Origin of the sequence: Tsukamurella ocularis (genome assembly GCF_024807615.1) — a bacterium.
Classification (GTDB): domain Bacteria; phylum Actinomycetota; class Actinomycetes; order Mycobacteriales; family Mycobacteriaceae; genus Tsukamurella; species Tsukamurella ocularis.
The window spans coordinates 273,305-298,818 of sequence record NZ_JANUCJ010000001.1; the positions used below are offsets into that span (position 1 = coordinate 273,305).

General features: G+C 71.5%; 22 protein-coding genes. 11 read left to right on the forward strand and 11 right to left on the reverse strand.

The annotated features are described in order from the left end of the window. Nucleotide 1 precedes the first annotated feature (1 nt). The 5 genes from HNP44_RS01445 to HNP44_RS01465 all read left to right on the forward strand — a co-directional run bounded on the left by HNP44_RS01445 (nt 2) and on the right by HNP44_RS01465 (nt 4,046). On the forward strand, nt 2-724 hold the full coding sequence (locus tag HNP44_RS01445) for a DUF1365 domain-containing protein (RefSeq protein WP_259144271.1): 723 nt from the start codon (nt 2-4) through the stop codon (nt 722-724). After that, nucleotides 721-2,007, forward strand: a complete 1,287-nt coding sequence (locus HNP44_RS01450) for a class I SAM-dependent methyltransferase (RefSeq protein ID WP_259144092.1) — start codon at nt 721-723, stop codon at nt 2,005-2,007. The genes HNP44_RS01445 and HNP44_RS01450 overlap by 4 nt, the downstream gene beginning before the upstream one ends. 37 nt (nt 2,008-2,044) lie before the next feature. Further along, nucleotides 2,045-2,641: a lipocalin family protein gene (locus tag HNP44_RS01455; RefSeq protein WP_259144093.1), complete on the forward strand. Its 597-nt coding sequence runs from the start codon at nt 2,045-2,047 to the stop codon at nt 2,639-2,641. An 86-nt stretch (nt 2,642-2,727) separates the two neighbouring features. Continuing rightward, nucleotides 2,728-3,294, forward strand: a complete 567-nt coding sequence (gene sigK / locus HNP44_RS01460; RefSeq protein ID WP_259144095.1) for an ECF RNA polymerase sigma factor SigK — start codon at nt 2,728-2,730, stop codon at nt 3,292-3,294. Then, nucleotides 3,291-4,046 carry an anti-sigma factor gene (locus HNP44_RS01465; RefSeq protein WP_259144096.1) on the forward strand — a complete coding sequence of 252 codons (756 nt, stop codon included), beginning with the start codon at nt 3,291-3,293 and terminating at the stop codon, nt 4,044-4,046. Before sigK ends, HNP44_RS01465 begins: the two co-directional genes overlap by 4 nt. Before the next feature lie 10 nt (nt 4,047-4,056). Here HNP44_RS01465 and HNP44_RS01470 read toward each other — a convergent pair whose 3' ends face one another. Then, the gene (locus HNP44_RS01470) at nt 4,057-4,884 is read right to left on the reverse strand and encodes an SAM-dependent methyltransferase (protein ID WP_259172157.1); all 828 of its coding nucleotides are present in this window, start codon (nt 4,882-4,884) and stop codon (nt 4,057-4,059) included. Between the two features lie 66 nt (nt 4,885-4,950). Here HNP44_RS01470 and HNP44_RS01475 point away from each other — a divergent pair, with 66 nt between their 5' ends. After that, on the forward strand, nt 4,951-6,270 hold the full coding sequence (locus HNP44_RS01475; RefSeq protein ID WP_259144098.1) for a sensor domain-containing diguanylate cyclase: 1,320 nt from the start codon (nt 4,951-4,953) through the stop codon (nt 6,268-6,270). On the opposite strand, the gene HNP44_RS01480 is transcribed toward HNP44_RS01475, so the two are convergent. The 5 genes from HNP44_RS01480 to HNP44_RS01500 all read right to left on the reverse strand — a co-directional run bounded on the left by HNP44_RS01480 (nt 6,240) and on the right by HNP44_RS01500 (nt 13,674). Further along, on the reverse strand, nt 6,240-7,637 hold the full coding sequence (locus HNP44_RS01480; RefSeq protein ID WP_259144099.1) for an amino acid permease: 1,398 nt from the start codon (nt 7,635-7,637) through the stop codon (nt 6,240-6,242). The genes HNP44_RS01475 and HNP44_RS01480 overlap by 31 nt on opposite strands. Then, nucleotides 7,637-9,904, reverse strand: a complete 2,268-nt coding sequence (gene purL / locus HNP44_RS01485) for a phosphoribosylformylglycinamidine synthase subunit PurL (RefSeq protein ID WP_259144100.1) — start codon at nt 9,902-9,904, stop codon at nt 7,637-7,639. The genes HNP44_RS01480 and purL overlap by 1 nt, the downstream gene beginning before the upstream one ends. 22 nt (nt 9,905-9,926) lie before the next feature. Further along, nucleotides 9,927-11,759 carry an adenylyl-sulfate kinase gene (gene cysC / locus HNP44_RS01490; RefSeq protein ID WP_259144101.1) on the reverse strand — a complete coding sequence of 611 codons (1,833 nt, stop codon included), beginning with the start codon at nt 11,757-11,759 and terminating at the stop codon, nt 9,927-9,929. Continuing rightward, nucleotides 11,759-12,673, reverse strand: a complete 915-nt coding sequence (gene cysD / locus HNP44_RS01495; RefSeq protein ID WP_374758715.1) for a sulfate adenylyltransferase subunit CysD — start codon at nt 12,671-12,673, stop codon at nt 11,759-11,761. Before cysD ends, cysC begins: the two co-directional genes overlap by 1 nt. A gap of 83 nt (nt 12,674-12,756) precedes the next feature. Continuing rightward, nucleotides 12,757-13,674, reverse strand: coding sequence for an IclR family transcriptional regulator (locus tag HNP44_RS01500; protein WP_259144103.1), 918 nt, complete (start codon nt 13,672-13,674; stop codon nt 12,757-12,759). Nucleotides 13,675-13,767: 93 nt separating this feature from the next. Between HNP44_RS01500 and HNP44_RS01505 the strand changes: the two genes are divergently transcribed. From HNP44_RS01505 to HNP44_RS01515, 3 genes are read left to right on the forward strand one after another with little or no spacing between them, the layout of a single operon-like run. Next, nucleotides 13,768-14,934 (forward strand): hypothetical protein, encoded by a 1,167-nt coding sequence (locus tag HNP44_RS01505; RefSeq protein ID WP_259144104.1) that lies wholly within the window; start codon nt 13,768-13,770, stop codon nt 14,932-14,934. Beyond that, the gene (locus HNP44_RS01510; protein WP_259144105.1) at nt 14,934-15,713 is read left to right on the forward strand and encodes an SDR family oxidoreductase; all 780 of its coding nucleotides are present in this window, start codon (nt 14,934-14,936) and stop codon (nt 15,711-15,713) included. The genes HNP44_RS01505 and HNP44_RS01510 overlap by 1 nt, the downstream gene beginning before the upstream one ends. Further along, nucleotides 15,706-16,863, forward strand: coding sequence for a sulfotransferase family protein (locus tag HNP44_RS01515; protein WP_259144106.1), 1,158 nt, complete (start codon nt 15,706-15,708; stop codon nt 16,861-16,863). Before HNP44_RS01510 ends, HNP44_RS01515 begins: the two co-directional genes overlap by 8 nt. A gap of 79 nt (nt 16,864-16,942) precedes the next feature. Here HNP44_RS01515 and HNP44_RS01520 read toward each other — a convergent pair whose 3' ends face one another. Further along, nucleotides 16,943-18,289 (reverse strand): cation:dicarboxylate symporter family transporter, encoded by a 1,347-nt coding sequence (locus HNP44_RS01520; protein ID WP_259144107.1) that lies wholly within the window; start codon nt 18,287-18,289, stop codon nt 16,943-16,945. Between the two features lie 97 nt (nt 18,290-18,386). Here HNP44_RS01520 and HNP44_RS01525 point away from each other — a divergent pair, with 97 nt between their 5' ends. Together HNP44_RS01525 and HNP44_RS01530 are read left to right on the forward strand one after the other, a co-directional pair. Next, nucleotides 18,387-19,943, forward strand: a complete 1,557-nt coding sequence (locus HNP44_RS01525; protein WP_374758738.1) for a sensor histidine kinase — start codon at nt 18,387-18,389, stop codon at nt 19,941-19,943. Then, nucleotides 19,940-20,626, forward strand: a complete 687-nt coding sequence (locus tag HNP44_RS01530; protein WP_259144111.1) for a response regulator — start codon at nt 19,940-19,942, stop codon at nt 20,624-20,626. The genes HNP44_RS01525 and HNP44_RS01530 overlap by 4 nt, the downstream gene beginning before the upstream one ends. On the opposite strand, the gene HNP44_RS01535 is transcribed toward HNP44_RS01530, so the two are convergent. Genes HNP44_RS01535 through HNP44_RS01550 form a run of 4 tightly spaced genes read right to left on the reverse strand, consistent with a single transcriptional unit; the run spans nt 20,627 to nt 25,456 of the window. After that, nucleotides 20,627-22,168 carry an ABC transporter substrate-binding protein gene (locus tag HNP44_RS01535; protein WP_259144113.1) on the reverse strand — a complete coding sequence of 514 codons (1,542 nt, stop codon included), beginning with the start codon at nt 22,166-22,168 and terminating at the stop codon, nt 20,627-20,629. It lies immediately after the preceding gene. Continuing rightward, the gene (locus HNP44_RS01540; RefSeq protein ID WP_259144115.1) at nt 22,165-23,718 is read right to left on the reverse strand and encodes an ATP-binding cassette domain-containing protein; all 1,554 of its coding nucleotides are present in this window, start codon (nt 23,716-23,718) and stop codon (nt 22,165-22,167) included. The genes HNP44_RS01535 and HNP44_RS01540 overlap by 4 nt, the downstream gene beginning before the upstream one ends. Then, a complete protein-coding gene (locus HNP44_RS01545) occupies nt 23,715-24,506 on the reverse strand; it encodes an ABC transporter permease (RefSeq protein ID WP_259144117.1) in 792 nt (263 codons plus the stop codon). The genes HNP44_RS01540 and HNP44_RS01545 overlap by 4 nt, the downstream gene beginning before the upstream one ends. Further along, nucleotides 24,503-25,456, reverse strand: coding sequence for an ABC transporter permease (locus tag HNP44_RS01550; protein WP_259144119.1), 954 nt, complete (start codon nt 25,454-25,456; stop codon nt 24,503-24,505). The genes HNP44_RS01545 and HNP44_RS01550 overlap by 4 nt, the downstream gene beginning before the upstream one ends. Nucleotides 25,457-25,514: the final 58 nt, after the last annotated feature.

The window sequence follows — 25,514 nt, forward strand, 5'->3', positions numbered from 1 at the left end:
GATGTACGACACCGAGATCGGGCATCTGCGACGCTCCCCCGTCGAGCACGGCTTCCGGCATCGGAGCGCGAGCTGGTTCATCGACGTCGACGCCCCGCCTACCGTGCCGCTGTGGCTGCGCCCGCTCGCCTCCTTCCGCGCCGCCGACCACCTGTCCCCGGTGGCCGACGGTGCCGACACCCTGCGCGGCAGGGTCGAGGAGACACTGCGCGACAACGGCGTCGACGTTCCCGGCGGCACGATCACCGCACTCCTCAACGCGCGCTGCCTGGGCTACGTCTTCGACCCGTTGACGGTCTTCTGGTGTCACGACGCCGCCGGGAACGTGTGCGCGATCGTCGCCGAGGTGCACAACACCTACGGTGGTCGGCACGCGTACGTGCTGGGACCCTCGGCGTTGTCCGGCGCGTCGGTCGCCAAGGCGTTCTACGTGTCCCCGTTCCACCCGGTGGACGGCGTGTACCACCTCCGGATACCCGAACCGGATGGAAGCTTATCCATCGACGTGGTGCTTGAGAGGGCCGGCCGGGCCCCGTTCACCGCCCAGTGGCGGGGAACCCGCAGAGCCGCCACGCCGGGACGGATCCTTCTGGCGCAGCTGCGCGCCCCCCTCGTGCCGCTGCTCGTCGCCGTCCGGATCCGCCTGCACGGCATCCGCTTGTGGGCCTCCGGCCTACCGCTCGTCCCCCGCCCCGACACCACCGACCAGAAAGCGCACCCGTGACCGTCGACCTCGCCCCCCGCAGCTTTCGCGCCGGCCATCTCGGCGTACCCGTCCCCACCGGGCTCCGCGCCCGCGTCCTCGGCCGTGCGGCCCGCACGCTGCTCGCGCGTGCCGCGGCGCGCAGCGGCGTCGCCGTCACGACGGCGGATGATCCCGCCCCCGCAGAACCGACGATCGTCCTTCGTGCACCGGATGCCGTGCACCGCAGGATCGGGACCGCCCGACTCATCGGGTTCGGCGAGGCCTACGTCGCCGGAGAATGGGACTCTCCGGACCTGGTCGCGGCGCTCACCGCTCTGGCGGAGCAGATGCCCGAGCTGGTGCCGCGGTGGCTGCAGTCGCTGCGCCGTCTCGCCGCCACCGCCCGGCCCCACACCGAGATCGGCACGCCCGACAACGTGCAGGACAACGTCTCCGACCACTACGACCTCTCCAACGAGCTGTTCGCGATGTTCCTCGACGAAACCCTCACCTATTCCAGCGCGCTGTTCTCCCCGGAGGAGATCCCCGACGGTGAGCCCGGCGTGACCCGCGCCGGTGACGCCGGCGAACCCCACTGGGCGGCACTGACGGAGGCGCAGCACGACAAGATCGACCGTCTCCTCGACGCCGCGGGCGTCGGCCCCGGCACGCGCCTGCTGGAGATCGGGACCGGCTGGGGCGAGCTCTGCCTGCGCGCGGCGGCGCGGGGCGCGACGGTCCGCTCGGTGACGCTGTCGACGGAGCAGCGCTCCCTCGCGCTGGAGCGGATCGCCGCGGCCGGACTCGCCGATCGGGTGCGGGTGGACCTGCTCGACTACCGCAGCGTCGACGGGGAGTACGACGCGGTCGTCTCCGTCGAGATGATCGAGGCCGTCGGCGCCGCGCACTGGGACGAGTACTTCGGGACGCTGGCCCGGCTCGTCGCGCCGCACGGACGCATCGCGCTGCAGGCGATCACGATGCCGCACGACCGGATGCTCGCGACACTCCGCACGTACACGTGGATCCAGAAGTACGTCTTCCCCGGCGGGATGCTGCCCTCCACCGAGGCCATCGCCGCTGCCGCCCGGACGGCGGGCCTCGCCGTCCGGGGCCGGCACCGGTTCGGCGAGCACTACGCGGAGACCCTGCGCCTGTGGCGCGAGCGCTTCCTCGCGGACCCCGACAACCTGCCGCCGCCGGCGGACGCGCCGGACTTCCGGCGTCTGTGGGAGTTCTACCTCGCCTACAGCGAAGCCGGGTTCCGCTCTGGCTACCTCGACGTGCAGCAGATCGTGCTCGCACCGGAGGCCACCCGATGAGCACCTTCGTCCCCCGATCCTACCGAGGAGAGAACCGATGATCCACACCGTCCGCTCCGCCGCGATCGCCTGCACCGCTGCCCTCGCCGTCGCGACAGCCGTCGCAAGTCCCGCCGCCGCGGCGCCCCTCGGCCCCGTGGCGAAGGTCGACGTGGCCCGCTACGTCGGGACCTGGCACCAGCTGGCCGCGATCCCCGCGCCGTTCAGCGCGCAGTGCGCGCGCGACACCACGGCGACGTACCGGATCGTCGATGCGACCAACATTTCAGTCCACAACACGTGCACCACGTGGACCGGGTCGACCTCCTCCATCCGAGGCAACGCCCGCGTCACCGATACCCGGACCACGGCGCAGCTCCACGTCTCCTTCCCCGGCGTGCCGACCCAGGACGCCCTCGACGGCCCGCCCAACTACGTGGTCGCGGCGCTGGCTCCGGACTACTCCTGGGCCTTCGTCGGCGATCCGGCGCGCCGCAGCGCCTTCGTCCTGTCGCGGACGGCGGCCGTGCCGCCGGCCCGGTGGGCACAGGTGCGCGCCACCGCGGAGCGGCTCGGGTACAACGCGTGCACGATCCTGAGCACGCCGACCACCGGGGGACTCGGGCGGATAGCGCCGCTGTGTGCGCTCCCCTGACGATGTCCCGTCCCGCGGTCGGGGGCGGCATCCGGTCCGGTGTGCCGGGACCCGGTAACGTACCGCGGGACGAAGGAGACTCCCGCATGACTCGCGCGCGAACCGAGGCCGACCACCTGCTCGAACGCACCGCCGCCGGCGACGTCGGGGCCTTCCGCGAACTGTACGAGCGTACCGGTCGCCTGGTCTTCGGCACGGCGCTGCGGGTGATCGGGGACCGCGGTTACGGCGAGGAGGTCGCGCAGGAGGTGTACCTCGAGGCGTGGCGCAAGGCCGCCGATTTCGACGCCGCCCGCGGCTCGGCCGAGTCCTGGCTCGTGACCATCGCGCACCGGCGGTCCGTCGACCGGGTCCGCGCCGAACGCGCCCGCGGGGAACGCGAGAACAGCTTCGCCCATTCCAGTTTCCAGCGCCCGCACGACGTGGTGGCGGAGACCAGCGAGCAGCGGGAGGACTCCGGCGCCGTGGTCGACTGCCTCGACACGCTGAGCGAACCGCAGCGCGACGCCCTCACCATGGCCTACTACGGCGGCCATACCTATCGCGAGGTCTCGGAGCGGCTGGACGCCCCGCTCGCCACGGTGAAGAGCCGCATCCGCGACGGCATCGCGCGCCTGCGCCGGTGCCTCGAGCCCTTCGGAGTGCTGTCATGAGCGACGTGTCGACAGGCAACGGGAGCGGGGACGCGCTCCTCGACGATGCAGAGGTATACGCCCTGCACGCCCTCGACGCCGACGAGCGGTCGGGCGTCGAGGCAGCGCGCGAGGCGGCGGCCGCCGACGTGCGCGAAGAGTTCGACGCTCGGGTCGACGCTGTGCGCGAGACCATGGCGGCGCAGGCCGCCCAACACGGTATCGAGCCGCCCGCGGAGGTCTTCGAGCGCGTCCTGGCCCATGTGGTCGACGATCCGGGGGTCACGCCGATCCGCCGGAACCGCCGACCCTCGCGGACCGCGCTGCGGGCGGTCGCCGCGGCGGCCGTCGTCGTGGTCGCCGTCACGGCCGGCGTCGTCCTCGGTCGGTCCGTCCTCGCCGGGCAGGACGGGCGGGCACCGTCGGAAACCGAGATCGTGCTCGCCGCCCCCGATGCACGGACCACGCAGGCGCGCGTCGGCGACGCGACGATCTCGTTCATCTACTCGCGGGAGCGCAACGCGGGCGTCGTCCTGATGAACGACGTGCCTCCGCCGGAGGACGGCACCGTCTACCAGATGTGGCTGATGGATCCGGGCGGCGGCGCCCGCTCCCGCGGCACGATGACGCAGGCCGACGTGCGGCCGACGACGACGGCCGCGGTCACGTCGATCGACGGCGCCACCACGTTCGGGATCTCGATCGAGGGGCCGGGCGGGGCGGCCACCCCGTCGGACCGGATCGTGACGACCCTGCCGATCACGCCACGCTGAGCACGATCACTCAGACGACCCGTCCGACACCGACGTAGCCGTAGTCGCAGCGCATCTGCGCCTCGGTGAGCGGGAACTCGGGGCGCCAACGGCCGGTGCGCACGAATCCCGGCTCGAGGATCTCCGTGCCGACGAGCCAGGAGAGCAACTCCTCACGCGAGCGCGCGTGCAGCGGCGAGCCGGTCCGCTCGTAACTGCGGCGCACCCAGTTCAGCTCTGCCCTGATCTCCGGATGCGAGGAATCGTCGGAGAAGTGCGCGAGAGCGATCATGCTGCCCGGTACCAGCAGCTCGAGGTACCGGCGGACGATGCTGCCGGGATCCTCGTCGTCGGCGACGAAGACGAGCCCACCGGCGAGGAGCAGGCCGACGGGTCGGTCGAAGTCGATGAGTCCCCGTGTCACCGGGTGATCCAGCACCGCGTCGACGTCTCGGAAGTCGAGCTTGATCACCGCAGCACCCGGATCGTCATCGATCAGTTGCCGTCCCAGCTCATAACTGATCGGCTCGCTATCGACGAAGACCATTCGCGCTGCGGGGCGGTTGATCCGCGCGAGGAGGTGCATCCCACCGCCCGCGGTGGTGCCCGATCCCAGGTCGAGGAACTGGTCGACGCCCGCACTCGCCATTGTCTGCACCGCACGACGCCCGAACGTCCTCGTCATCCGCGCGCTCAGAGCCCAGTGCGGGGCGTCGACCGCCATCGCCTCGCCCACTTCCCGGTCGACGGGAAGATAGCTGGCACCGCCGAGGAAATAGTCATACAGCCGCGCCACGTTCGGCCGTTCCATGTCGAACGAGGGGGTAGCGGGCGTACTCGCGGGTGTGGTGTTCATCATCGCAAGTCGAACCTATCGAATCGCCCTTCCCGCGTACACTCGAATCGACGAAGAGCAAGGAGGAACATGACGGAATCCTTGTCACCGCTGGGCTTCCTAGCGCGAGGCGAGTCCGTCGTCGCTCTGCTCGTCGACAAGTTCCTCGTATCGATCGTGGACGAGGTCTACCTGCCGATTCCCGCGGCGCTGGTCCGCGCCGAGTTGCTGACGGTGTTCCAATCCATGATCGCCGCCCTCAATGCGGACGACTTCGATCCGACGGTCGGATCCGAATTCGGCAGGCTACTGGTCTCGCTGCAGATCACCGTCCCTGCGGGAGCTGCGGCGGGCGGACGTGCCATCGCGGACCTACCGGATGCGTTGGTCCGCGCCCCGACGGCAGAGATCCGCCGCCGGTCCGCACTGATCCTCGCGGAATACACCGGAGGCTACGCCGGGGCCCTCACCCACCGGATCATCGACAGGCAGGCCGTGGTCCACCGGGCGGCGCAGCTCGCCCGGCAGTCGGCCGAGGAGGGCGAGCGGCAGGCGCAGGCGCGGCTGCGCGTGATGTTCGAGCACGCCCGCTCCCCCATCTTCGTCGCCGACGAGCAGGGCCGCATCCTCGAGGCGAGCTCGGCGATGACCCGGATGATGGAGGCCAATCCGACGCTCCTCGGCACGTCGGGCGACGACGTGCGGCCGCTCCTCGCCGACGACCCCGACGACGTGCAGCAGGCCCTGCAGGAGCTGACCGAGGCGAACGACGAGAGCGTCACGCGGTTCCTCGAGCACCGGCGGCTGCGCTTCTCGGGCGACACGAGCGTCGGCCGCTGGGCATTGAGCCGTGTTCCGGCGGCGGGAGACCGGCCCGCGTTTCTCGTGGGCGTCGGGCACGACGTCACCGAGCTGCGGGCCACCCACGCTGAACTCAGCCATCTGGCCCACCACGACGCGCTGACGGGGCTGCCGAACCGGCGTCGGCTGCGTGAGGATCTCACGGAAGCGCCTGCCGGCAGCGTCGGCTTCTGCCTGGTCGACCTCGACGGCTTCAAGGCGATCAACGACCGACTCGGGCATGCCGTGGGCGACCAACTGCTCGGGGCGATCGCGGCGCGGATCCGCACCGCACTGACGGGCGTCGGCACCCTCTACCGTGTGGGCGGCGATGAGTTCGCTGTCCTCGTCTCCCCACCCTTCAAGCCCGGCGACGCGGCGCAGCTCATACACCGGTCACTATCGACGCCCGTCGAACTGCCCGCCGCCGACGGCGCCGACGCGCACGTGGTGCGGATCGGCGCGAGCATCGGCACCACCACGACCGCGGAAGCAGGCACCTCGGTGGAGGCGCTCATCGTCGCGGCGGACGCGGGCCTCTACCGCTCCAAGGACGCTCGACGGGCCTGACCGCGCGCGTGCGCCGTCCCGGCGATCCAGAGCAGCGCGACGATCGCGGACGTCGAGAGCACCTGGTATCGGACGTCGTCGTTGGCGATCGCGAGGACCACGATGCCCAACAGCACCAGCAGGACGGCCCACGAGAGGTACGGATAGCCCCACATCTTCAGCGGCAGGCGGGTCCTGTCGCGCTCGGCGCGGCGGCGCAGAACGATCTGCGAGGCGATGGTGGCGAGCCAGGTGACGATGAGCGTCGACCCGACGACGGCGAGCAGCCGGTCCAGCACCTCGGAGCCCCAGATGTACGTCGCCGGAACGGAGAGGAAGCCGATGACCGAGCTCGCGAGCACCGCGAGGACGGGCACCCCCGAGGGGTTCGCGCGCCCGAAGGCGGCCGGCGCCATACTCCGCTCGGCGAGGGAGTAGAGCATCCGCGAGCTGCCGTACAGGTTCGCGTTGAGCGAGCTGAGCAGGGCGACCACGATGACCACGCCGAGCGTGGTCCCCACCGCGGGCAGTCCCGCGGCTTTGAGCACGGCGACGAAGGGTTCCTTCGCGACGGCCGGGTCGTCCCAGGGCAGCGCGAGCAGGATCACGGCGACGCTGCCGACGTAGAAGACGAGGATCCGCCAGACCGTGGCGCGGATGGCCCGCCCGACGGTGCGCTCGGGGTCCCGGGTCTCGGCCGCGGCGACGGCGACGATCTCGATGCCGCCGAAGGCGAAGGCCACCACGAGCAGGGCGGCGACGACACCGCTGATGCCGTGCGGCGCGAAGTCGGTGAGGTTGCCCAGCCCGGGCGACGGCGCCGACGTCCAGCCGAGCAAGTAGCCGACGCCGATGACCAGGAAGAGCGCCACGAAGACGACCTTGATCAGCGAGAACCAGAACTCGAACTCGCCGAAGCCGCGGACCCCTGCCAGGTTCAACGCGGTCAGCGCGACCATGAAGACGAGCGCCCACGCCCACACCGGCGGCCCGCCGGGCAGAAGCCCGTTGAGGATCGCGGCGGCGGCAACGGCCTCCGCGGCCACTACCAGGCACAGCTGCACCCACCAGAGCCAGCCGACGGCGAAGCCGGCGCCCGGCCCCAGCGCGCGGCCGGCGTAGTAGGAGAAGGCGCCCGGGTTCGGGTCGGCGGCGACCATCTCGCCGAGCATCCGCATGACGGCGATGACGACGAGCCCCGCCACCGCGTAGGCGATGAGCACCGCCGGACCGGCCAGGGCGATCCCCTTGCCGGCGCCGACGAACAGCCCGGCGCCGATCGCGGAGCCGAGGCTCATCATGATCAGGTGCCGGGCGCGGAGCCCGGCGTGCAGGCCGGGATCAGTCGACGCGGCCGCTGCGGTGTTCTCGCCCGACGGTGCCGCCATCAGGCGAACAGTGCGGGCAGCGTGCCCTCGTGCGCGGCGCGCAGGTCGGCCAGCGTCACGCTGAACCGGCCCTGGACCTCGACGGAGTCGCTGCCCTGGTCGACCACGCCGATGCGGACGGCCGGGAGCTCGCGGGCGGCGCACATGGCGGCGAACCGGGTCTCCTCGGTGCGCGGCACGGCGACGAGGACGCGGCCCGTCGACTCGGAGAACAGCTGCACGAAGGCGTCGGAGCCCTCGGGCAGCAGCAGGCGGCAGCCCGTCTCGCCGGCCAGAGCGGCCTCGGCGACGGCCTGCCACAGGCCGCCCTCGGAGAGGTCGTGCGCGGCGGAGACGAGTCCGTCGCGCGAGGCGGCGGTGAGCACGTCGGCGAGCAGCTTCTCGCGGCCCAGGTCCACGCGGGGCGGCACGCCGCCGAGGTGGTCGTGCTCGACCTGTGCCCAGATGGAGCCGTCGAACTCGTCGTGGGTGTCGCCCAGCAGGTACAGCGTCTCGCCGGGCTCGGTGCCGAGCCCCGTCGGGATGCGGCGCCGCACGTCGTCGATCACGCCCAGCACGCCGATCACCGGAGTCGGGAGGATCGCGGTGCTGCCGGTCTGGTTGTAGAAGCTGACGTTGCCGCCGGTCACGGGGATGCCGAGCTCGACGCAGCCGTCGGCGATGCCGTGCACCGCCTGCTGGAACTGCCACATCACGCCCGGGTCCTCCGGCGAGCCGAAGTTCAGGCAGTCGGTGACGGCCTTCGGGGTGGCGCCGGTGACCGCGACGTTGCGGTAGGCCTCGGCGAGCGCGAGCCGGCCGCCCTCGTACGGGTCGAGGTAGGTGTAGCGGCCCGAGGCGTCGGTCGACAGCGCGATACCGCGTTGGGTGCTCTCGTCGATCCGGATGACGCCGCCGTCGGCGTGCTCGGCGAGCACGGTGTTGCCGCGGACGTACCGGTCGTACTGCTCGGTGATGAACTTGCGCGAGCACAGCGCGGGCGAGGCGAGCAGCGTGAGCGCGGTGGCGCGCAGCTCGTCGTCGGAGGCGGGGCGGCGCAGGCCCGACGTGGTGTCGGCGATGAGCGCGTCCATGAACGCGGGCCGCTCGACGGGCCGGGTGTAGACGGGCCCGTCGTGGGCGATCGTCCGCGCGGGGGCGTCGACGACGGTCTCGCCGTGCCAGTCGATGACCAGATGCTCGCCGTCGGTGACCTCGCCGATCACGGTGGCGAGTACGTCCCACTTGGCGCAGACCGCCATGAAGGCGTCGACGTTCTCCGGGGTCACCACGGCGCACATGCGCTCCTGGGACTCGGAGGAGAGGATCTCCGCGGCGCTCATGCCCTGGGCGCGGCAGGCCACCTGATCGAGGTCGACGTACATGCCGCCGTCGCCCGCTGCCGCCAGCTCGGAGGTGGCACAGGACAGGCCGGCGCCGCCGAGGTCCTGGATGCCCACCACGAGCTTCTCGCGGTACAGGTCCAGGCAGCACTCGATGAGCACCTTCTCCATGAACGGGTCGCCCACCTGCACCGACGGCAGCTTCTTGGGCTTCTCGTCCGCGTCGAAGCTCTCGGAGGCGAGCACGGAGACGCCGCCGATGCCGTCGAGGCCGGTGCGGGCGCCGAACAGGATGATCTTGTTGCCCTTGCCGGAGGCGAAGGCCAGGTGCAGGTCCTCGGTGCGCAGCACGCCGGCGCACAGCGCGTTGACCAGCGGGTTACCCGCGTAGGAGGCGTCGAAGACGGTCTCGCCGCCCACGTTCGGCAGGCCCAGGGAGTTGCCGTAGCCGCCGACGCCCCGCACGACGCCGTCGAGCACGCGCCGGGTGTCGGGGGCGTCGGCCGGGCCGAAGCGCAGCTGGTCCATCACGGCGATCGGGCGGGCGCCCATGGCCATGATGTCGCGCACGATGCCGCCCACGCCGGTGGCCGCGCCCTGGTAGGGCTCCACGTAGGACGGGTGGTTGTGCGACTCGACCTTGAAGGTCACCGCCCAGCCGTCGCCGATGTCCACGACGCCCGCGTTCTCGCCGATGCCCGCGAGCATCGTGGAGCGCATCTCGTCGGTGGTGGTCTCGCCGAAGTACCGCAGGTGCACCTTGGAGCTCTTGTAGGAGCAGTGCTCGGACCACATCACCGAGTACATGGCGAGCTCGGCGTCGGTGGGTCGGCGGCCCAGGATCTCGCGGATGCGCTGGTACTCGTCGTCCTTGAGTCCGAGCTCGCGGTACGGCTGGTCGACATCGGGCGTGGAGGCGGCGTGGGAGACCGTGTCTACGTGCACCAGCCCAGTTTAGACGGGTGATTCACGGCCGAAGTTTCAGCCAGCGGTCCAGCACCACCAGCGCCTGTTCCGCGGGCTCCCCGTCCTCGGGCCGCAGCACCAACTCCGGCCGTTCCGGCGCCTCGTAGGGCGCGCTGATCCCGGTGAACTCGGGGATCTCGCCGGCCCTCGCCTTCGCGTACATGCCCTTGGGGTCGCGCTGTTCGCACAGCTCGACGGGGGTGTCCACGAACACCTCCACGAAGGGCAGGCCCGCCTGAACGTGCTGCGCGCGGATCCGGTCGCGGTCCTCGCGGTACGGGCTGATCAGCGAGGCGATCGCCACCGTCCCGGCGTCGGCGAGCAGCTGCGCGACGGCGCCCACGCGCCGCACGTTCTCGGCCCGGTCGGCCGCGGAGAAGCCCAGGTCGGCGTTGAGGCCGTGCCGCAGGTTGTCGCCGTCGAGCCGGTACGCGGGCACGCCGCGCGCCACCAGTAGTCGCTCGAGCTCGCACGCCACCGTCGACTTGCCGGACGCGGAGAGCCCCGTCAGCCAGACGGTGCCGCCCCGCGTGGCGCGGTCCTCCCGCCGCACGGCCGCGCCGTGCCAGACGACAGCGGTCGACTTGAGGGTCGGACCGGTGATCATCCCCGCGGCGACGGTCTCGTTGGTCTGCGGGTGCACCAGCACGAAACTGCCGGTGGTGCGGTTGCGCCGGTACGGGTCGAACAGGACGGGGCGACGGGCCGTGAGCTGCACCCGGCCGATGTCGTTGAGCCCGAGCTCGGCGGCGTCCTGGTCGCGGTGCAGGGTGCTGGTGTCCAGCCGGTAGTCCAGTGCCTCCACCCGCACGGGCTCGGCGGTGTGTGCGTGCAGCATCCGGTACTCAGCGCCGACGGTGAGCTTCGCGGTGTCGGAGAACCAGCACAGCGTCGTGTCGAGGTCCGTCGCGGACTGCGGGCGATTCGCGGGCCGGCACAGCACGTCGCCGCGGCCCACGTCGAGGTGGTCGGCGAGCCGGACGCACGCGGCCTCCCCCGCCTCCAGTCGGTCAGCCTTCGCGCCGCCGGGCCGGTAGAGCTCGGCGACCGTCGTGGTGAAGCCCGACGGGAGCGCGACCACCTCGTCGCCGACCGCGAACGCCCCGGAGGCGACGGTGCCGGCGACGCCCCGGAAGTCGCTGTCGCGGGGCCGGATCACGTACTGGACCGGCAGGCGCGCGTCGATGAGGTTCCGATCGCTCACCACGTGCACGTTCTCCAGGTGGTAGAGCAGCGACGGGCCGTCGTACCAGGGGGTGTTCGCCGAGCGCTCGGTGATGTTGTCGCCGAGGAGCGCGGAGACCGGGATGGCCTCCACGTCGTGCACCTCGAGCTTGGCGGCGAATTCGGCGAACTCGGCGCGGATGGCGTCGAACCGCGTGCGGTCGAAGTCGACCAGGTCCATCTTGTTGACGCACAGCACGATGTGCTCGACGCCGAGGAGCGAGGTGAGGAAGGTGTGCCGGCGGGACTGCCGGGTGAGGCCGTGCCGGGCGTCGACGAGGATCAGCGCGACGTTGGCCGTCGACGCCCCGGTGACCATGTTCCGGGTGTACTGCTCGTGCCCGGGGGTGTCGGCGAGGATGAACTTCCTCGTGGCGGTGGCGAAGTAGCGGTGGGCGACGTCGATCGTGATGCCCTGTTCCCGTTCGGCCCGCAGGCCGTCGGTGAGCAGCGCCAGGTCGACGCCCTCCTCGCCGCGGGCGGCGGTGGTGGCGGCGACCGCGCTCAGCTGGTCCTCCAGCACGGATTTGGATTCGAAGAGCAGCCGTCCGATGAGCGTCGATTTGCCGTCGTCCACGCTGCCGGCCGTCGCGATGCGCAGGATCTCCATCAGAAGTAGCCCTCCTTCTTGCGGTCTTCCATTCCGGCCTCCGAGATCCGGTCGTCGGCGCGGGTCGCGCCGCGCTCGGTGACCCGGGTGGTGGCGACCTCGGCCACGACGGCATCGGGGGTGGCGGCGTCCGATTCCACTGCGCCGGTGCACGTCGCGTCGCCGACGGTGCGGAACCGCACGGTCCGGCGCTCGGGTGTCTCGCCGGGCAGGGGTACGACGAGCGGCCCCGTGGACAGCAGCATCCCGTCGCGCTCGATCACCTCTCGCTCGTGCGCGTAGTACAGCGAGGGCAGGGCGATCGATTCGGCGGCGATGTACTGCCAGATGTCGAGCTCCGTCCAGTTCGAGAGCGGGAAGACGCGGATGTGCTCACCCTTGCTGTGCAGGCCGTTGAAGATGTTCCACAGCTCGGGCCGCTGCGCGCGGGGGTCCCACTGGCCGAAGCGGTCGCGGAAGCTGAAGATCCGCTCCTTGGCGCGCGCCTTGTCCTCGTCGCGACGCGCCCCGCCGAAGGCGGCGTCGAAGCGGTGCTCGCCGAGGGTGCGGAGCAGCGTCGCGGTCTGCAGCCGGTTGCGGGTGGCGCCGGGCCCGGTGGGCTCGACCACGGCGCCGGAGTCGATGTCGTCCTGCACACTGCCGACGACGAGCCGGAGGCCGCGGTCGGCGGCGAGTTCGTCGCGGAAGGCGAGCACCTCGTCGAAGTTGTGCCCGGTATCGATGTGCAACACCGGGAACGGGATCGCCGCGGGCCAGGAGGCCTTGGCGGCGAGGTGCACCATGACCACCGAGTCCTTGCCGCCCGAGAACAGCAGCACGGGTCGCTCGAAGGTGGCCGCCACCTCGCGGAAGACGTACACCGCCTCCGCCTCGAGGAGCCGCAGATGATCCGCGGCGACCGTCGTCTCCACCACTCCAACCTCCGGTTCATATTTGGACCGCTTTGGTCCATTTCTGTTCCGGAGATTAGGACCTGTTCTCACATGCTGTCAACACGTCAGCGGCGGGGCTTGCGGCCCCCGATGCGGACGGTGATCCGGTCGGCGGCGGCGATCAGCGCGGATGCCCGCTCCGCGATGCCGCGCTCGTCGAGCTCGGCGCTGACGTACAGGCTCGCGACCATGGCCTGCGTGCCGTCGCCGTCGTAGACCGGCGCCGAGATGACGCTGACGTTCCGCGCCGCGCCCGCCTCCCCCGCGTCGCCCCGCAGGTGGACGCGGTCGCCGATACCGGCGACCACCTCACCGAGCAGCGCCCGCAGCTCCGCCGGGATGTCGCCGGGCACGCCCGCCATGAGCCGGTACAGCTGCTGCCCCGCGGGGGTGAGCAGCTCCACGAGGTAGCCGTCCGCGCGACACGCCTCGATGACCCGGGCCAGCCGGTCGCCGTCGCCCCGGAGCCGGTCGCGGGCCAGCCACCGCTCCAGCCGCCCGGTGCGGTCCCAGAGCACGTACATCAAGCCGATCGGCGGAGTGAACGGGTAGCTGTCGCCCACTCTCACCATCGCCGGGCGGCCGGGATCGACGGCCACGTCGAGCACCGTCACCCGGTCACCGACGACGCCGGACAGCGACACCGGATGCCCGAACGCCTCCCACAGGCCGGCCAGAATGTCGCCGCCCGCGGGATCGGCCCGCAGGGACGTCCGGGCCGCCCTACCGAGCGGGATCAGGGCGGGCCCCAGGCGGTAGGTCTTGTCCCGGACGTCGCGGATCAGGTACCCCGATTCGACCAGGGTGGCGGCGATGCCGAGGCAGGTGGGCTTGCTCAGCCCCACGCGCCGGGCGAGGTCGGAGATCCCGAATCGCTCGCGCTCGTGCCGGGACAGGAACTCCAGCACCGCCACCACCCGCTCGGTCGGGGGCGAGGTCCGGCCCGCCGCGCCCCGCTCCGCGGATTCCACCGGTTCCGTCATCGCCACTCCCTTGACACTCCTCGACACCTGCGCCTACGGTCTGGAACAGGTTCTACCACACTGGTCCACATTTGTACCACTATCGGAGGTGGGATGTACAGCGATTCGCTCGTCGCGGCGATCACTGAGGCCGAGGGCCTCGTCGCCGCGGCACCGCACATCGAGACCGAGGCCGACCTGCTCGAAGGTCTGCAATACCTCGCGCAGGGCGTGGCGGCCTGCGTGCACGGCGCCTTCCATTTCGACAAGGATCACCCGTTCCTGCTCAGTGGCACCGGGCCGTTCACCAAGATGGGCCTCGACAACCCGGACACGCTGTACTTCGGCGCGCGGGTCGATGGCGCACACGAGTACGTCGTGACCGGGCGCCGCGGCACCACCGCTGACATCAGCTTCCAGGTACTGGGCGGCGGCGAGTACACCGACGACAACGTGCCGGCCAGTACCGTCGCCTTCGACGACCGCGAGCTGACCGTGGACGCCGACGGCCGGTTCGAGGTCCGCTTCGGCCCGGGCGAGGCCGTCCCCGGCTCCTACTACCGGCTCCCGCCCGGCAAGGCGCAGTTGGTGATCCGCGAGGTCTTCGACGACTGGTCGGCGGAGCGCAGCACCTTCGCGATCGCGCGCGCCGACACCGCGGGCACTGCCCCGCCCCCGATCACCCCCGAGCTCATGGCCAAGCGCTACGCCGCCGCGGGCAAGCAGCTGGTGAACCGCGTGAAGACCTGGCTGCAGTTCCCCAAGTGGTTCTACGACCCACTCCCCGTGAACACGCTGACGGCCCCGCGGCTCACGCCCGGCGGCCTCGCCACCCAGTTCTCCTCGGTCGGGCACTACGACCTCGCCGACGACCAGGCGCTCATCATCACGGTCCCGCGCGGTGACGCGCCGTACCTGGGCTTCCAGCTCGGCAGCCGCTGGTACATCTCGCTCGACTACATCCACCACCAGACCTCGCTCAACGGTGCCCAGGCGCAGGTGGATCCGGACGGCATGATCCGCATCGTGGTGTCGGAGAACGATCCCGGTGTCACCAACTGGGTCGAAACGCTCGGGCACCGTCGGGGCTACCTCCAGTTCCGCTGGCAGCGCATCGACTCCCCGCTCACTCCCGCCGATGGCCCCATCGCGCAGGTGGTTCCACTCACGGACGTCGCGCAGCACCTCCCCCACTACGCCTCCAACCGCATCGACGGCGCCGCGTGGCACGCCCGGATCGCGGAGCGGGCGCGGCTCGTCGGCGAAAGGATGGTCGGCTGATGGCAGGACTGGGACTGGACGGCAGGGTCGTCGTCATCGCGGGGGCGGGGCCGGCCCTGGGCGCCACCCTCGCCCGACGGTTCGCCGACGAGGCCGCGCAGGTGGTCCTCGTCGCGCGGACCGCGGAGCGGCTCGAGGCGATGGCCGCCGAGATCGACGGTGCCGTCGCGATCCCCGCGGACATCACCGACGAGGGGTCGCTCGCCGCGCTGGCGACGCAGGTGCAGGAGCGGTTCGGCCGGGTCGACGCGGTGGTCAACAACGCGTTCACGTACCCGTCGATGCAGCGGCTCGTGAAGACCGACCCGGCGCACATCCTGCAGAGCGTCGACCTCATGGCACTCGGCGCGCTGCGCACCGTGCTCGCCTTCCGCGAGGCCCTGGCAGCCGCGGACGGCGGCGGCGCGGTGGTCAACGTGAACTCGATGGTGATCCGCCACTCGGACCTGCGCTACGGCGGTTACAAGGCCGGAAAGACGGCGCAGCTCGCGCTCGCGCAGTCCCTCGCCACCGAACTCGGCCCCGAGGGCATCCGGATCAATTCCGTGGTGCCGGGGTGGATCTGGGGCGACACGCTCAAGGCCTACTTCGAGTACCGCGCGAGCACCAAGGGTGTCACGGTCGAGGAGGACTACGCCGATGCGGCGAAGAACTCCGACCTGCGACGCCTACCCACCGAGGACGAGGTGGCCTCCGCCGTCCTGTTCCTCGCCTCCCCTCGCGCGTCCGGCATCACCGGCCAGACGCTCGACGTCAACTGCGGAGAATTCCATGTCTGAGATCACCACCTCCGTCGGCACCGTCGACGACCTGCACGAGTCCGCGATGCGCCGCACCGGGCTGAGCGACTTCGGCGACCCGTCGGACGGCTACCGCGAGGCCCTGCAGGTACTGCTGGACTCCTACCGCGACGAGGCGGCGCTCACCGAGCTCGGCTCCAAGCTCTCCCGCGTCTTCCTGCGCGGCGCGCTCTCCGCGCGCCTCATCAGCGAGGCGGCGTTCGCGGCGAACCCGGGCCACGCCGCCGTCGCCGTCGAGCGGCCGATGTTCGTCACCGGCCTCCCTCGCTCGGGGACGACGGCCCTGCACCGCCTCCTCGACGCCGATCCCGGCAATCAGGGTCTGCAGATGTGGCTCGCGGAGGTGCCGCAGCCCCGGCCCCCGCGCGAGACCTGGGCCGAGAACCCCGTCTACCAGCTCCTCGACGAGCAGTACGCGCAGCACCACACCGAGCATCCCGAATTCATGGGGCTGCACTACATGTCGGCCTCGGAGGTCGAGGAGTGCTGGCAGTTGCTGCGCCAGTCGGTGCACTCGGTCTCCTACGAATGCCTGGCGCACGTCCCGTCGTACGCGGGCTGGCTGGCGGAGCAGGACTGGACGCCCGCGTACCGTCGGCACAAGCGGAACCTGCAGCTGATCGGCATGAACGATCCAGGCAAGCGGTGGGTGCTCAAGAACCCGAGCCACCTGTTCGCGCTCGACGCGGTACTCGAGGTGTACCCGGACGCGCTGATCGTGCAATGCCACCGCCCGGCCGAGACGATCATCGCCTCCGTCTGCTCGCTGGCGCAGCACGCGACCGACGGCTGGTCGACGACCTTCACCGGCGCGACGATCGGGGCGGACCAGTTGGACACCTGGGCCCGCGGGCTCGATGCCTACGACGAGGCCCGCGCCCGGCACACCTCCGCCGGCCGCGGAGCCCAGTTCGTGGACGTGGACTACCGCGACCTCGTCGCCGACCCGCTCGGCACCGTCGGAACCATCTACGACTCCTTCGGCCTGGACCTGACCGATGATGCGCGGCAGGCGATGTCGGCGATGCACGACGCCAGCCGCTCCGGCGCCCGCCGCCCCAACCACACGTACGCACTGGAGGACTACGGCCTCGCGAAGGAATCGGTGCGCGCGCGTTTCACCCGCTGACAGAATTGAACACCGTTTCCGTTCGACGAAACCACAGGTCACGCTGAACAGAAACGGTGTTCAAATTCGGGAGGTGGGGTCAGTGCGCGGCGGCCACCTTCGCGTCCGGAGCGGGCGGGGCTTCCGTTCCGTGGTCGTCGACCATCGTCGCCTCGTCGAACGGGTCCTGCTTGTCGAGCACGCGCTGCGTCTGCGCCAGGTCGACGGTGGAGGTCCACTTGCCGATGAGCAGAGTGGCGATCGCGTTGCCGGAGAAGTTGGTGAGCGCGCGCGCCTCCGACATGAACCGGTCGATGCCGACGATCACGCTGACGCCGCCCAGCAGCTCGGGGCGATGGCTCTGCAGGCCGCCGGCCAACGTCGCGAGGCCGGCGCCGGTGACACCGGCGGCGCCCTTGGAGGCGATCATCATGAACAGCAGCAACGAGAACTGCTCCGCGTAGCTCAGCGGCGAGCCCATCGCGTCGGCGATGAACAGCGACGCCATCGTGAGGTAGATCGCGGTGCCGTCGAGGTTGAAGGAGTAGCCGGTGGGGACCACGATGCCGACCGTCGTCTTCTCGACGCCCGCATGCTCCATCTTGGCGATCAGCCGCGGCAACGCCGACTCGCTGGAACTGGTCGCGACGATCAGCAGGTACTCGCGCCCGAGGTAGCGGGCCAGCTTGAACACCGACAGGCCGGTGACGAAGCGGAGCAGCGAGCCGAGGACCACGAAGACGAACAGCGCGCAGGTGATGTAGAAGGCGAGCATCAGCCAGCCGAGCTGGATGACGGCGTCGAAGCCCGTCGCCCCGACCACGGCCGCCATCGCACCGAAGGCGCCCACGGGGGCCAGCCACAGCACCATCACCAGCACGCGGAAGACCAGCTTCTGCAGCACTCCGATCGCGCGCACCACGGGCTCGCCCGCCGGGCCCATGGCCTGCAGCGCGAAGCCCACGAGCAGCGCCACAAAGAGCGCCTGCAAGACGCTCCCGGCGGTGAGCGCCGAGAACAGCGTCTCGGGCACGATCCCCTGGACGAAGCCCCACGTGCCACCAGCGGCGTGCGCCTGGTCCGCGTACTTCGCGCCGACCGTCGGGTCGGCGTGGATGCCGAGGCCGGTACCGGGCTTGAGCAGGTTGCCCACCACGATGCCGATGCCCAGCGCGAAGGTCGACATCCCGATGAAGTAGCCGAGCGCCAGCCCGCCGATTTTGCCGACGCTGGCCGCGGCCCGCACGGAACCGATGCCGAGCACGATGGTGCAGAAGATCACCGGGCTGATCATCATCTTGATCAGGCTGACGAAAAGGTCGCCGAGGGGTTTGAGTCCCTTGCCGAACTCGGGGGCCACCAGGCCCACGATCACGCCGGCCACCACGGCGATGATCACCGCGATGTAGAGCCAGTGCGTCCGGTCGCGTTTTCCTTGAGCCGCCACGGCGTCCTCCTTGGTCGATGGGCCTGAATCGGCCTGGATCGATAGTGCGAGAACTGTGACCTGCAGCACAGCTTGTGTTCATTGTGTAAACGTCTTCATCGTGAGGAACAAAACGCGCAGCGTCGCCGCCCAGTCCTTCTTGGCTCAGGTGGCGATCCTGCTGACGATCGCCGTGGGCGCGTCGTGGCTGGTCGTGACCCAGGCGCGGGACGACGGTGACCGCACCGCCCGCGCCCAGACTCGGGCCGCAGCGGTGGCGCTGGCGGCCTCCCCGTCGACGGTGGCGGCACTCGCCGCACCCGACGGGTCGGCGGTGATGCAGCCGGTGGCGCAGCGCATCGGCGCCCTGGGCGGGCTCGACTTCGTCGTGGTGATGCGGCCGGACCGCACGCGGCTGAGCCACGCCGATCCGGAGCTCATCGGCGGCAAGTTCACGGGCACGATCGACCGCGCCCTCGCCGGGGAGACCTTCACCGAGACCTACGCCGGCAGCCTCGGCCCGTCGATCCGCACCGTCACGCCAGTCCACGACGCCTCCGGCACGCTGGTGGGGCTGGTCTCCGCCGGGGTGACCCGGGCCCGGCTCGGCGACCAGGTGCGCGACGCGCTGCCCCGGATCCTCGCGGTCGTCGTCGGCGCGCTGCTCGTGCTGGTGGCCTTGTCCGCTGCCGCGCAGCGGCGGCTGCGCCGCCAGACCCTCGGGCTCTCCGCACACGACCTGCGGGGCCTGTACGAGCACCACGACGCGGTGCTGCACACCCTCTCCGAGGGCCTTCTCGTCTTCGACGCCGACGCCCCCGAAGGCCCGGCCCGGGTCGTCAACGACGAGGCCCGCCGACTGCTGGAGCTGCCGGACGGCGACGTCGCGCAGGCGGACCTACCGCCCTCGCTCCGCGGCGCGGCCGACCTCGACGACGAGTTGCACGTGACCGGCAACCGCGTGCTCCTGGTGAACCGCCGCCCGGTCACCGGCCCGACGGGCCCGATCGGCACCGTCCTCACGGTCCGTGACCGCACCGAGTTGCAGACCGTCCTCGGCGAACTCGACACCGCACGGTCGCTCGCGGACGCCCTGAGCGCGCAGGCCCACGAGCACGCCAATCGGCTGCACTCAGTAGTGACGATGATCGAGCTCGGCGAGGACGAGGCCGCGGCGGATCTCGCCGTCGCAGAACGCTCCGCCTCTCAGGAACTCGTCGACCGGCTCGCAGGCGACCCCGCGCCGTCCGCGGTCGCGCTGCTCGTGGCGAAGACCTCCGCGGCGGCCGCGCTCGACGTCGAGCTCACCGTCGCTGAGGGCACCGACCTGGCTCGCGCGCCGCTCCCGGATGCGCAGTTGCTCACTCTGCTCGGCAACCTGGTCGACAACGCGGTCGACGCCGCGGGACCGGGCGGCTGGGTGGAGCTCTCGGCGTCGAGCCCGGGCACCGACTGGGAACTGCGAGTCACCGACAGCGGGCCGGGCATGTCCGCCGACGAGTTCACCCGTGCCCGGACGCGGGGCTACTCGACGAAGGACCGCAGCGGCCGACTGTACGGTGGCGGGCTCGGCCTCGCCCTGGTCGATCAGGTGGTGCGGCAGACGGGTGGCACGATCGAGGCGGAACGCGCGCCGTCGACGGTGACGGTGCGCCTGCCGGGAGGAGAGCGATGACGATCCGGGTGCTGGTGGTCGACGACGAGCCGCAGATCGCTCGCGCGCACGCCGAATACGTCCGGCGCATGGACGGTTTCGAGGTCGCCGGGGTCGCCGGTACGGCGGGCGCCGCCCTCCAGGAGGTCCGACGGTCTGCCGTCGCCGGCCCGCCCGTCGACCTGGTGCTCGCCGACGTGGGCCTGCCGGACCGCAGCGGCCTCGACCTCGCGGCCGACCTCGCCGGTGTGCGGCCGCGGCCGGACGTCATGGTGATCACCTCGGCCCGCGACATCGAGACGGTCCGCGGCGCCATGGCGAGCGGCGCGATCCTCTATCTCATCAAGCCCTTCACCTTCGCGGCCTTCGCGGACCGGCTGCGCCGCTACCTCTCCTTCCGCGACGCACTCGGCGGCGGCGACGTGGGCCAGCGGGAGGTCGACGCCGCGTTCGCCGCGCTGCGCGAGGCTCCCGCGGAGACGACGGCGCCGAAGGGGCTGGCACCGTCGACCCTGGAGGCCGTGACCGGCGCGCTGCGCCACGCGGGCACGCCCCTCGGCGCCGCGGAAGTCGCGTCCCGGACGGGGATGTCGCGGGTGACGGCGTGGCGCTACCTCGAGCGCCTGGCGGACGACCGGCTGTGCGAGCGGGTCACGGAGTACGGCGGCCGCGGGCGGCCGGAGGTGCGCTACCGCTGGCTGTAATCAGCGGACCGTGACGCCGTGCAGATCGACGTACTTGTAGAGGTTCCAGTCCAGACCCTTGACCCGCGCGGGCGAAACGTAGGTGGCGGGCGAGATCGCGAGGTCGATGACGAACTGCTGGTCCAGCAGGTAGTCCGTGTACTCGCGCAGCACCTCCGGGCGCCCCGGTCCCTCCTGTCCGAGTCGAGCGACCAGCGCGGTGTATTCGGGCGCGGCGAAGCCCGAGAGATTGCCCTTGGGCTTGAACGGCGCGGCGCCGCCCGCCAGGGTCAGGGGATCCGACTGGCCGAAACCGTGCGGCCCGACCCACAGTTCGTGCTTCCCCGACTTGAGGAACGGGGAGAACGCCGCCTGCTCACGGGGATCGAGTTCGACGGTGATCCCGACCTCCGCCAGGTCGTTCTGCACGATCGCGGCGATCGCCGGAGCGGCGGCCAGCCCGGTCGGGTAGCTCAGTGTGAGCCGCCGGGGACCGCCGGCCTCCGCGAGGAGCGCACGGGCGCGGTCGCGGTCCGTGCGGTAGTGCGACGCCGCGGTACCGTCGTACGCCGGGGAGCTCGCGGCCCACGGCGCCGAACTCGGCACGGCCGCGCCCGCGAAGACCTCCGCCGCGATCCGGTCCCGGTCGACGGCGTACGAGATCGCCTGCCGCACCCGCTTGTCCGCCAAGCCCTGCGCCGCCACGTTGGCGCCCACGTAGTACGCGGCGTCGTGGACGTCGCCCGTCGTGATCCGGTACAGCGACTGGTCCCGGAACTGTCGCAGCGCGCGCGGCGCGGCGTCGAGAACGAGATCGGACTGTCCCGCCCGGATCGACGTGAGGAGCGCACCGGCATCGCGAACCACGCGCAGCGTCACGCCGTCGAGGCGAGCAGGCCCTCGCCAGTACCCGTCGAAGCGACGGAAATCAGCGCTCGCCGCAACCTCGCGGCCGTCGAACCGGAATGGTCCGGTACCCACGAAGCTCGTCCCCGCCCGTAGCTCCGCGGCCGATTCGGAATCGACGAGCAGCATGAACTCCAGCAGGTCGAAGACGTTCGGCACAGGGGCGGCGAACCGCAGGACGGCGGTGCGCGGATCCGGGGTGTCCACCGCCGTCACCGCCTTCGCCGCCGCCTGCAGTTGGGAGCCCGCAGCGTCGGATGCGTAGACCGACACGGCGTACGCGACGTCCTTCGACGTGAGAGGGCGACCGGTGTGGAACCGGACGTCGTCCCGCAGATGCAGGGTCAGACTCCGACCGTCGGGTGCGACGTCCCACGACCGGGCCACCGCGGGCCGCGGGGTACGCGTGCTCCGGTCGTACCGGATCAGGGTGTCCCACACCAGGAGGCCGATCGCCATCGTCGTGACCGATTGACTGTAGATCGACTTCGGGTCGATGTCGGCCAACGAGCCGAGCACCAGTGTGCCGCCGGCGCCGCCGGGCGCGGCGTTCGCGTCCCGCGCCTGTCGGACGGCGGACGTGCACCCCGACAGCGCGCCCGCCGCGCCGATACCCAACGCCCCCAGCAGAACCGATCGCCGCGTGACGCCGTTCATCGCCGCTCCTCCCGCCGCGCCCGTTGGACCTCCGGGTCAGGCACCGGCACCGCGGCCACGAGCTCCTGCGCGTACTCCGATCGAGGCGCCGCCAGCAGGGACCTCGCCGGTCCCTCCTCGACGACGCGGCCGTGCCGCAGCACCACCGCCCGATCCGCGACCTCGCCCACCACAGCGAGATCGTGGGTGATGAACACCGCCGCGAAACCGAACTCCGCGTGCAATTCCCGGAACAGGTCCAGGACGCCCGCCTGCACGGACACGTCCAGTGCACTGGTCGGCTCGTCCGCCACGACGAGCTCGGGCGAGCCCGCCAGGGCGCGCGCGAGGGCCACGCGCTGCCGCTGCCCTCCGCTCAGTTCGGCGGGCCGCCGACGCAGCACGTCCGCCGGGAGCCGGACGGCGTCGATCAGTTCGGCGGCGCGTTCCCGCAGGATCCGGTTGTCGCGCTGACCGGCGATGTGCAGTGGCTCCACCACGATCCGGCCGACGTCCCAGCGCGGGTCGAGCGCAGCGTACGGGTCCTGGTGGACGAGTCCGAGTGTCGTCGCGCGCACGTCGACGAGGCCCGCATCGGCCTCCTGAAGGCCGACGAGGACACGCCCCAGCGTCGTCTTCCCCGAGCCCGATTCGCCGACGAGGCCCACCACCTCACCGCGGCCCACCGTGAGATCGACGCCGTCGAGGGCGGCCGCACCGTCGAACACCACACGAAGTCCCTCGACGCGCGCGACCGGTTCCAGCGTCGGGGTGTCCCGCGCCGGCCCGGCCCCTGTGGGGAGACGAGGAACGGCGGCGAGCAACTCTCTGGTGTACACGGCCCGTGGGTGCGCGAAGATCTCGTCGACCGGCGCGGTCTCGACAGTCTCGCCGGCGCGGACGACGGTGACAGTGTCGGCGAGGTCGGCGACGACTCCCAGGTTGTGCGAGATCAGCAGGACCGCAAGGCCCTTCCGGTCGCGTAGGTCGCGGAGCAGCGCGAGGATCTGCGCCTGCACGGTGACGTCGAGCGCGGTCGTCGGCTCGTCGGCGATGAGGAGCGCGGGCTCGGCGGCGAGGGCGAGCGCGATGACCACGCGCTGCTTCTGCCCGCCGGAGAGCTGGTGGGGGTACCAGTCCGCACGGACTTCGGGTTCGGGAATCCCGACGTCGGCCAGGAGTTCGATCGCCCGGCGCCGACCGTCGGCGCGCCCCACCCGCCGGTGGGCGCGCAGGACCTGGAGAATCTGCCGCCAGATCCGCTGCGACGGATTGAGCGCCGACTGCGGTTCCTGGAAGACCAGGGCTGCGCGCGTCCCACGCAGCGGTCGCAGTGCGCGCTCGCTCCGCCCGATCACCTGCTCCCCACCGAGGTCGATGCCGCCCCCGGCGGAGAGCCCCGCGGGCAGGAGGCCGAGGATCGCGAGGCCGGTGAGTGTCTTCCCCGAGCCGGATTCGCCGACGAGGGCCGTGACGGAGCCCGCGGCGACGGTCAGGTCGAGGCCGTCGACGAGGACCCGACCGTCGGGTCCGGTGATGGTCAGGCCGGTGATGGTCAGCGGCGCGGTCATCGGCGGGCCCCCGCGAATCCTCGGGCGATGAGCAACAGAGCGAGCGACAGGGCGACGATCGCGACCAGCGGCCCCCAGGCATACGCGGCGTTGGCGTCCCAGTTGTTCACCGCTCCCGCCAGCACCGAGCCCAGGGACGGCGTCGGCGGGCGCACTCCGACCCCCACGAAGCTCAGCCCGGACTCGACGAAGACGCCGAGGGAGAGGGCGAGCGCCACCTGGACGGCGAGCGGCTCGAGCGCGTTGGGCAGAACGTGTTTGGCGAGGACGGTGCCCGGCGACGCGCCGGCGACCTGGGCCGCCTCGACGTAGGCGGTTCCCCGCAGACGCAGGATCTCGGCCCGGGTCAGCCGGAGGAAGACGGGGGCCTCGGCGACGGCGATCGCGAGCACGACGGTCACGATGCCCGGGCCCCGCAGCGCCGTGAGCAGGATCGCGAGGATCAGCGCGGGGAAGGCCAGGACGACATCGGAGGCGCGGGCGAGGACGGTGTCGACCGCCCGATGGGCGGTGCTCGCGACGCCCAGCCCGACGCCGATCAGCGCGGCGATCGGAACCGCGCTGAAGATCACGAGCAGACTGGTCCGGATCCCGTACAGCACGCGACTGAGGACGTCCCGGTTCAGGTCGTCGGTGCCCAGCGGGTGGCCGGCTCCGGGCGGCAGCAGGTTCGCTCCGGGGATCTGCCGGAGGGGGTCCTCGGGCGCCAGCAGCGGTGCGGCGACGCCGAGAACCACGAGGAGAAGCAGCAGTACGGCCCCGGCGAGCAGTGTGCGCGAGCGCGTCATGCCGGCCTCCGGGTGGGGTCGAGGAGGCGGTACGCGGCGTCGGTGAGCAGCGCGATGACGATGAAGACGGTGACTGCGAGCAGGAGGACCGCCTGCACCACCGGATAGTCGCGTGCCGCGATGCCCTGCCCGAGGAGCTGCCCCAGACCGGGCCACGCGAAGATCGCCTCGACCAGCACCGCCGAACCGAGCAGCTGGCCTGCCTGGATGCCGAACACCGTGACGACCGACGGCAGGGCGTTGCGCGCGGCGCCCCGCACCAGGATCCGTACCGCCGGGACGCCTGCGGCGCGCGCGGTCAGGACGTAGGGCCGCGCCCACTCCGTGCGGAGCGCCTCGGAGAAGAACCTGGTGAGGGTCGAAGCCACCGGGATCGCGAGGCAGACGGCGGGCAGCAGCAGGTACTGGAGCGTGATCCCCACGTCGTCGGTGTAGCCGCGCGGCGGGGTGCCGCCCGCCGGCAGCACCGGCCACGCGACGGCGAAGAACTCGACGAGTAGGACGCCGGTCACGAAGGGCGGTACCGCGATCCCGATCACCTCGAACCCGGCGATCGCCGAACGCACCCACGTCGTGCGGGAGGCGACGGCGATGAACGACAGCGCCGCGGCGGCCACGACCGCGATCGCCAGGGCCGTGAGCCCCAGGGCAGCGGTATTGCGCAGGCCGTCGGCGAGGAGCGCGTCGATCCTGCCCCCGATGACGTAGGACCGACCGAGGTCACCCGTGAGCGCCCCGCCGAGCCACTGCAGGTACTGCACGACCAGCGGCCGGTCGAGACCCAGCTCGTGCCGGAGCGCCTCCAGCGTCGCGGGCGACGCGTCCGCACCGGCGAGTGCCACCGCGGGATCCCCCGGAACGGCGTGCAGCACCGAGAAGATGACGATGGACGCCAACAGCAGGGTCAGTACCGCGATACCGACACGCCGCACCACCGCCACCCATCCCACCGCACCAGTGAACACCGGAGCCGGGTCGCGCGCGAGCGTTCGAGTCGAGCTGAGCGCA

Excerpts from the sequence above, each read along its gene's own strand:
- HNP44_RS01505 (WP_259144104.1), top strand. The coding sequence starts at position 13,768 with ATGTACAGCGATTCGCTCGTCGCGGCGATCACTGAGGCCGAGGGCCTC.
- HNP44_RS01535 (WP_259144113.1), bottom strand. The coding sequence starts at position 22,168 with ATGAACGGCGTCACGCGGCGATCGGTTCTGCTGGGGGCGTTGGGTATC.
- HNP44_RS01515 (WP_259144106.1), top strand. The coding sequence starts at position 15,706 with ATGTCTGAGATCACCACCTCCGTCGGCACCGTCGACGACCTGCACGAG.
- HNP44_RS01445 (WP_259144271.1), top strand. The coding sequence starts at position 2 with ATGTACGACACCGAGATCGGGCATCTGCGACGCTCCCCCGTCGAGCAC.
- HNP44_RS01540 (WP_259144115.1), bottom strand. The coding sequence starts at position 23,718 with ATGACCGCGCCGCTGACCATCACCGGCCTGACCATCACCGGACCCGAC.
- HNP44_RS01500 (WP_259144103.1), bottom strand. The coding sequence starts at position 13,674 with ATGACGGAACCGGTGGAATCCGCGGAGCGGGGCGCGGCGGGCCGGACC.
- HNP44_RS01470 (WP_259172157.1), bottom strand. The coding sequence starts at position 4,884 with ATGATGAACACCACACCCGCGAGTACGCCCGCTACCCCCTCGTTCGAC.
- HNP44_RS01455 (WP_259144093.1), top strand. The coding sequence starts at position 2,045 with ATGATCCACACCGTCCGCTCCGCCGCGATCGCCTGCACCGCTGCCCTC.
- HNP44_RS01475 (WP_259144098.1), top strand. The coding sequence starts at position 4,951 with ATGACGGAATCCTTGTCACCGCTGGGCTTCCTAGCGCGAGGCGAGTCC.
- HNP44_RS01530 (WP_259144111.1), top strand. The coding sequence starts at position 19,940 with ATGACGATCCGGGTGCTGGTGGTCGACGACGAGCCGCAGATCGCTCGC.
- HNP44_RS01510 (WP_259144105.1), top strand. The coding sequence starts at position 14,934 with ATGGCAGGACTGGGACTGGACGGCAGGGTCGTCGTCATCGCGGGGGCG.
- HNP44_RS01480 (WP_259144099.1), bottom strand. The coding sequence starts at position 7,637 with ATGGCGGCACCGTCGGGCGAGAACACCGCAGCGGCCGCGTCGACTGAT.
- sigK (WP_259144095.1), top strand. The coding sequence starts at position 2,728 with ATGACTCGCGCGCGAACCGAGGCCGACCACCTGCTCGAACGCACCGCC.
- cysC (WP_259144101.1), bottom strand. The coding sequence starts at position 11,759 with ATGGAGATCCTGCGCATCGCGACGGCCGGCAGCGTGGACGACGGCAAA.
- HNP44_RS01545 (WP_259144117.1), bottom strand. The coding sequence starts at position 24,506 with ATGACGCGCTCGCGCACACTGCTCGCCGGGGCCGTACTGCTGCTTCTC.
- HNP44_RS01465 (WP_259144096.1), top strand. The coding sequence starts at position 3,291 with ATGAGCGACGTGTCGACAGGCAACGGGAGCGGGGACGCGCTCCTCGAC.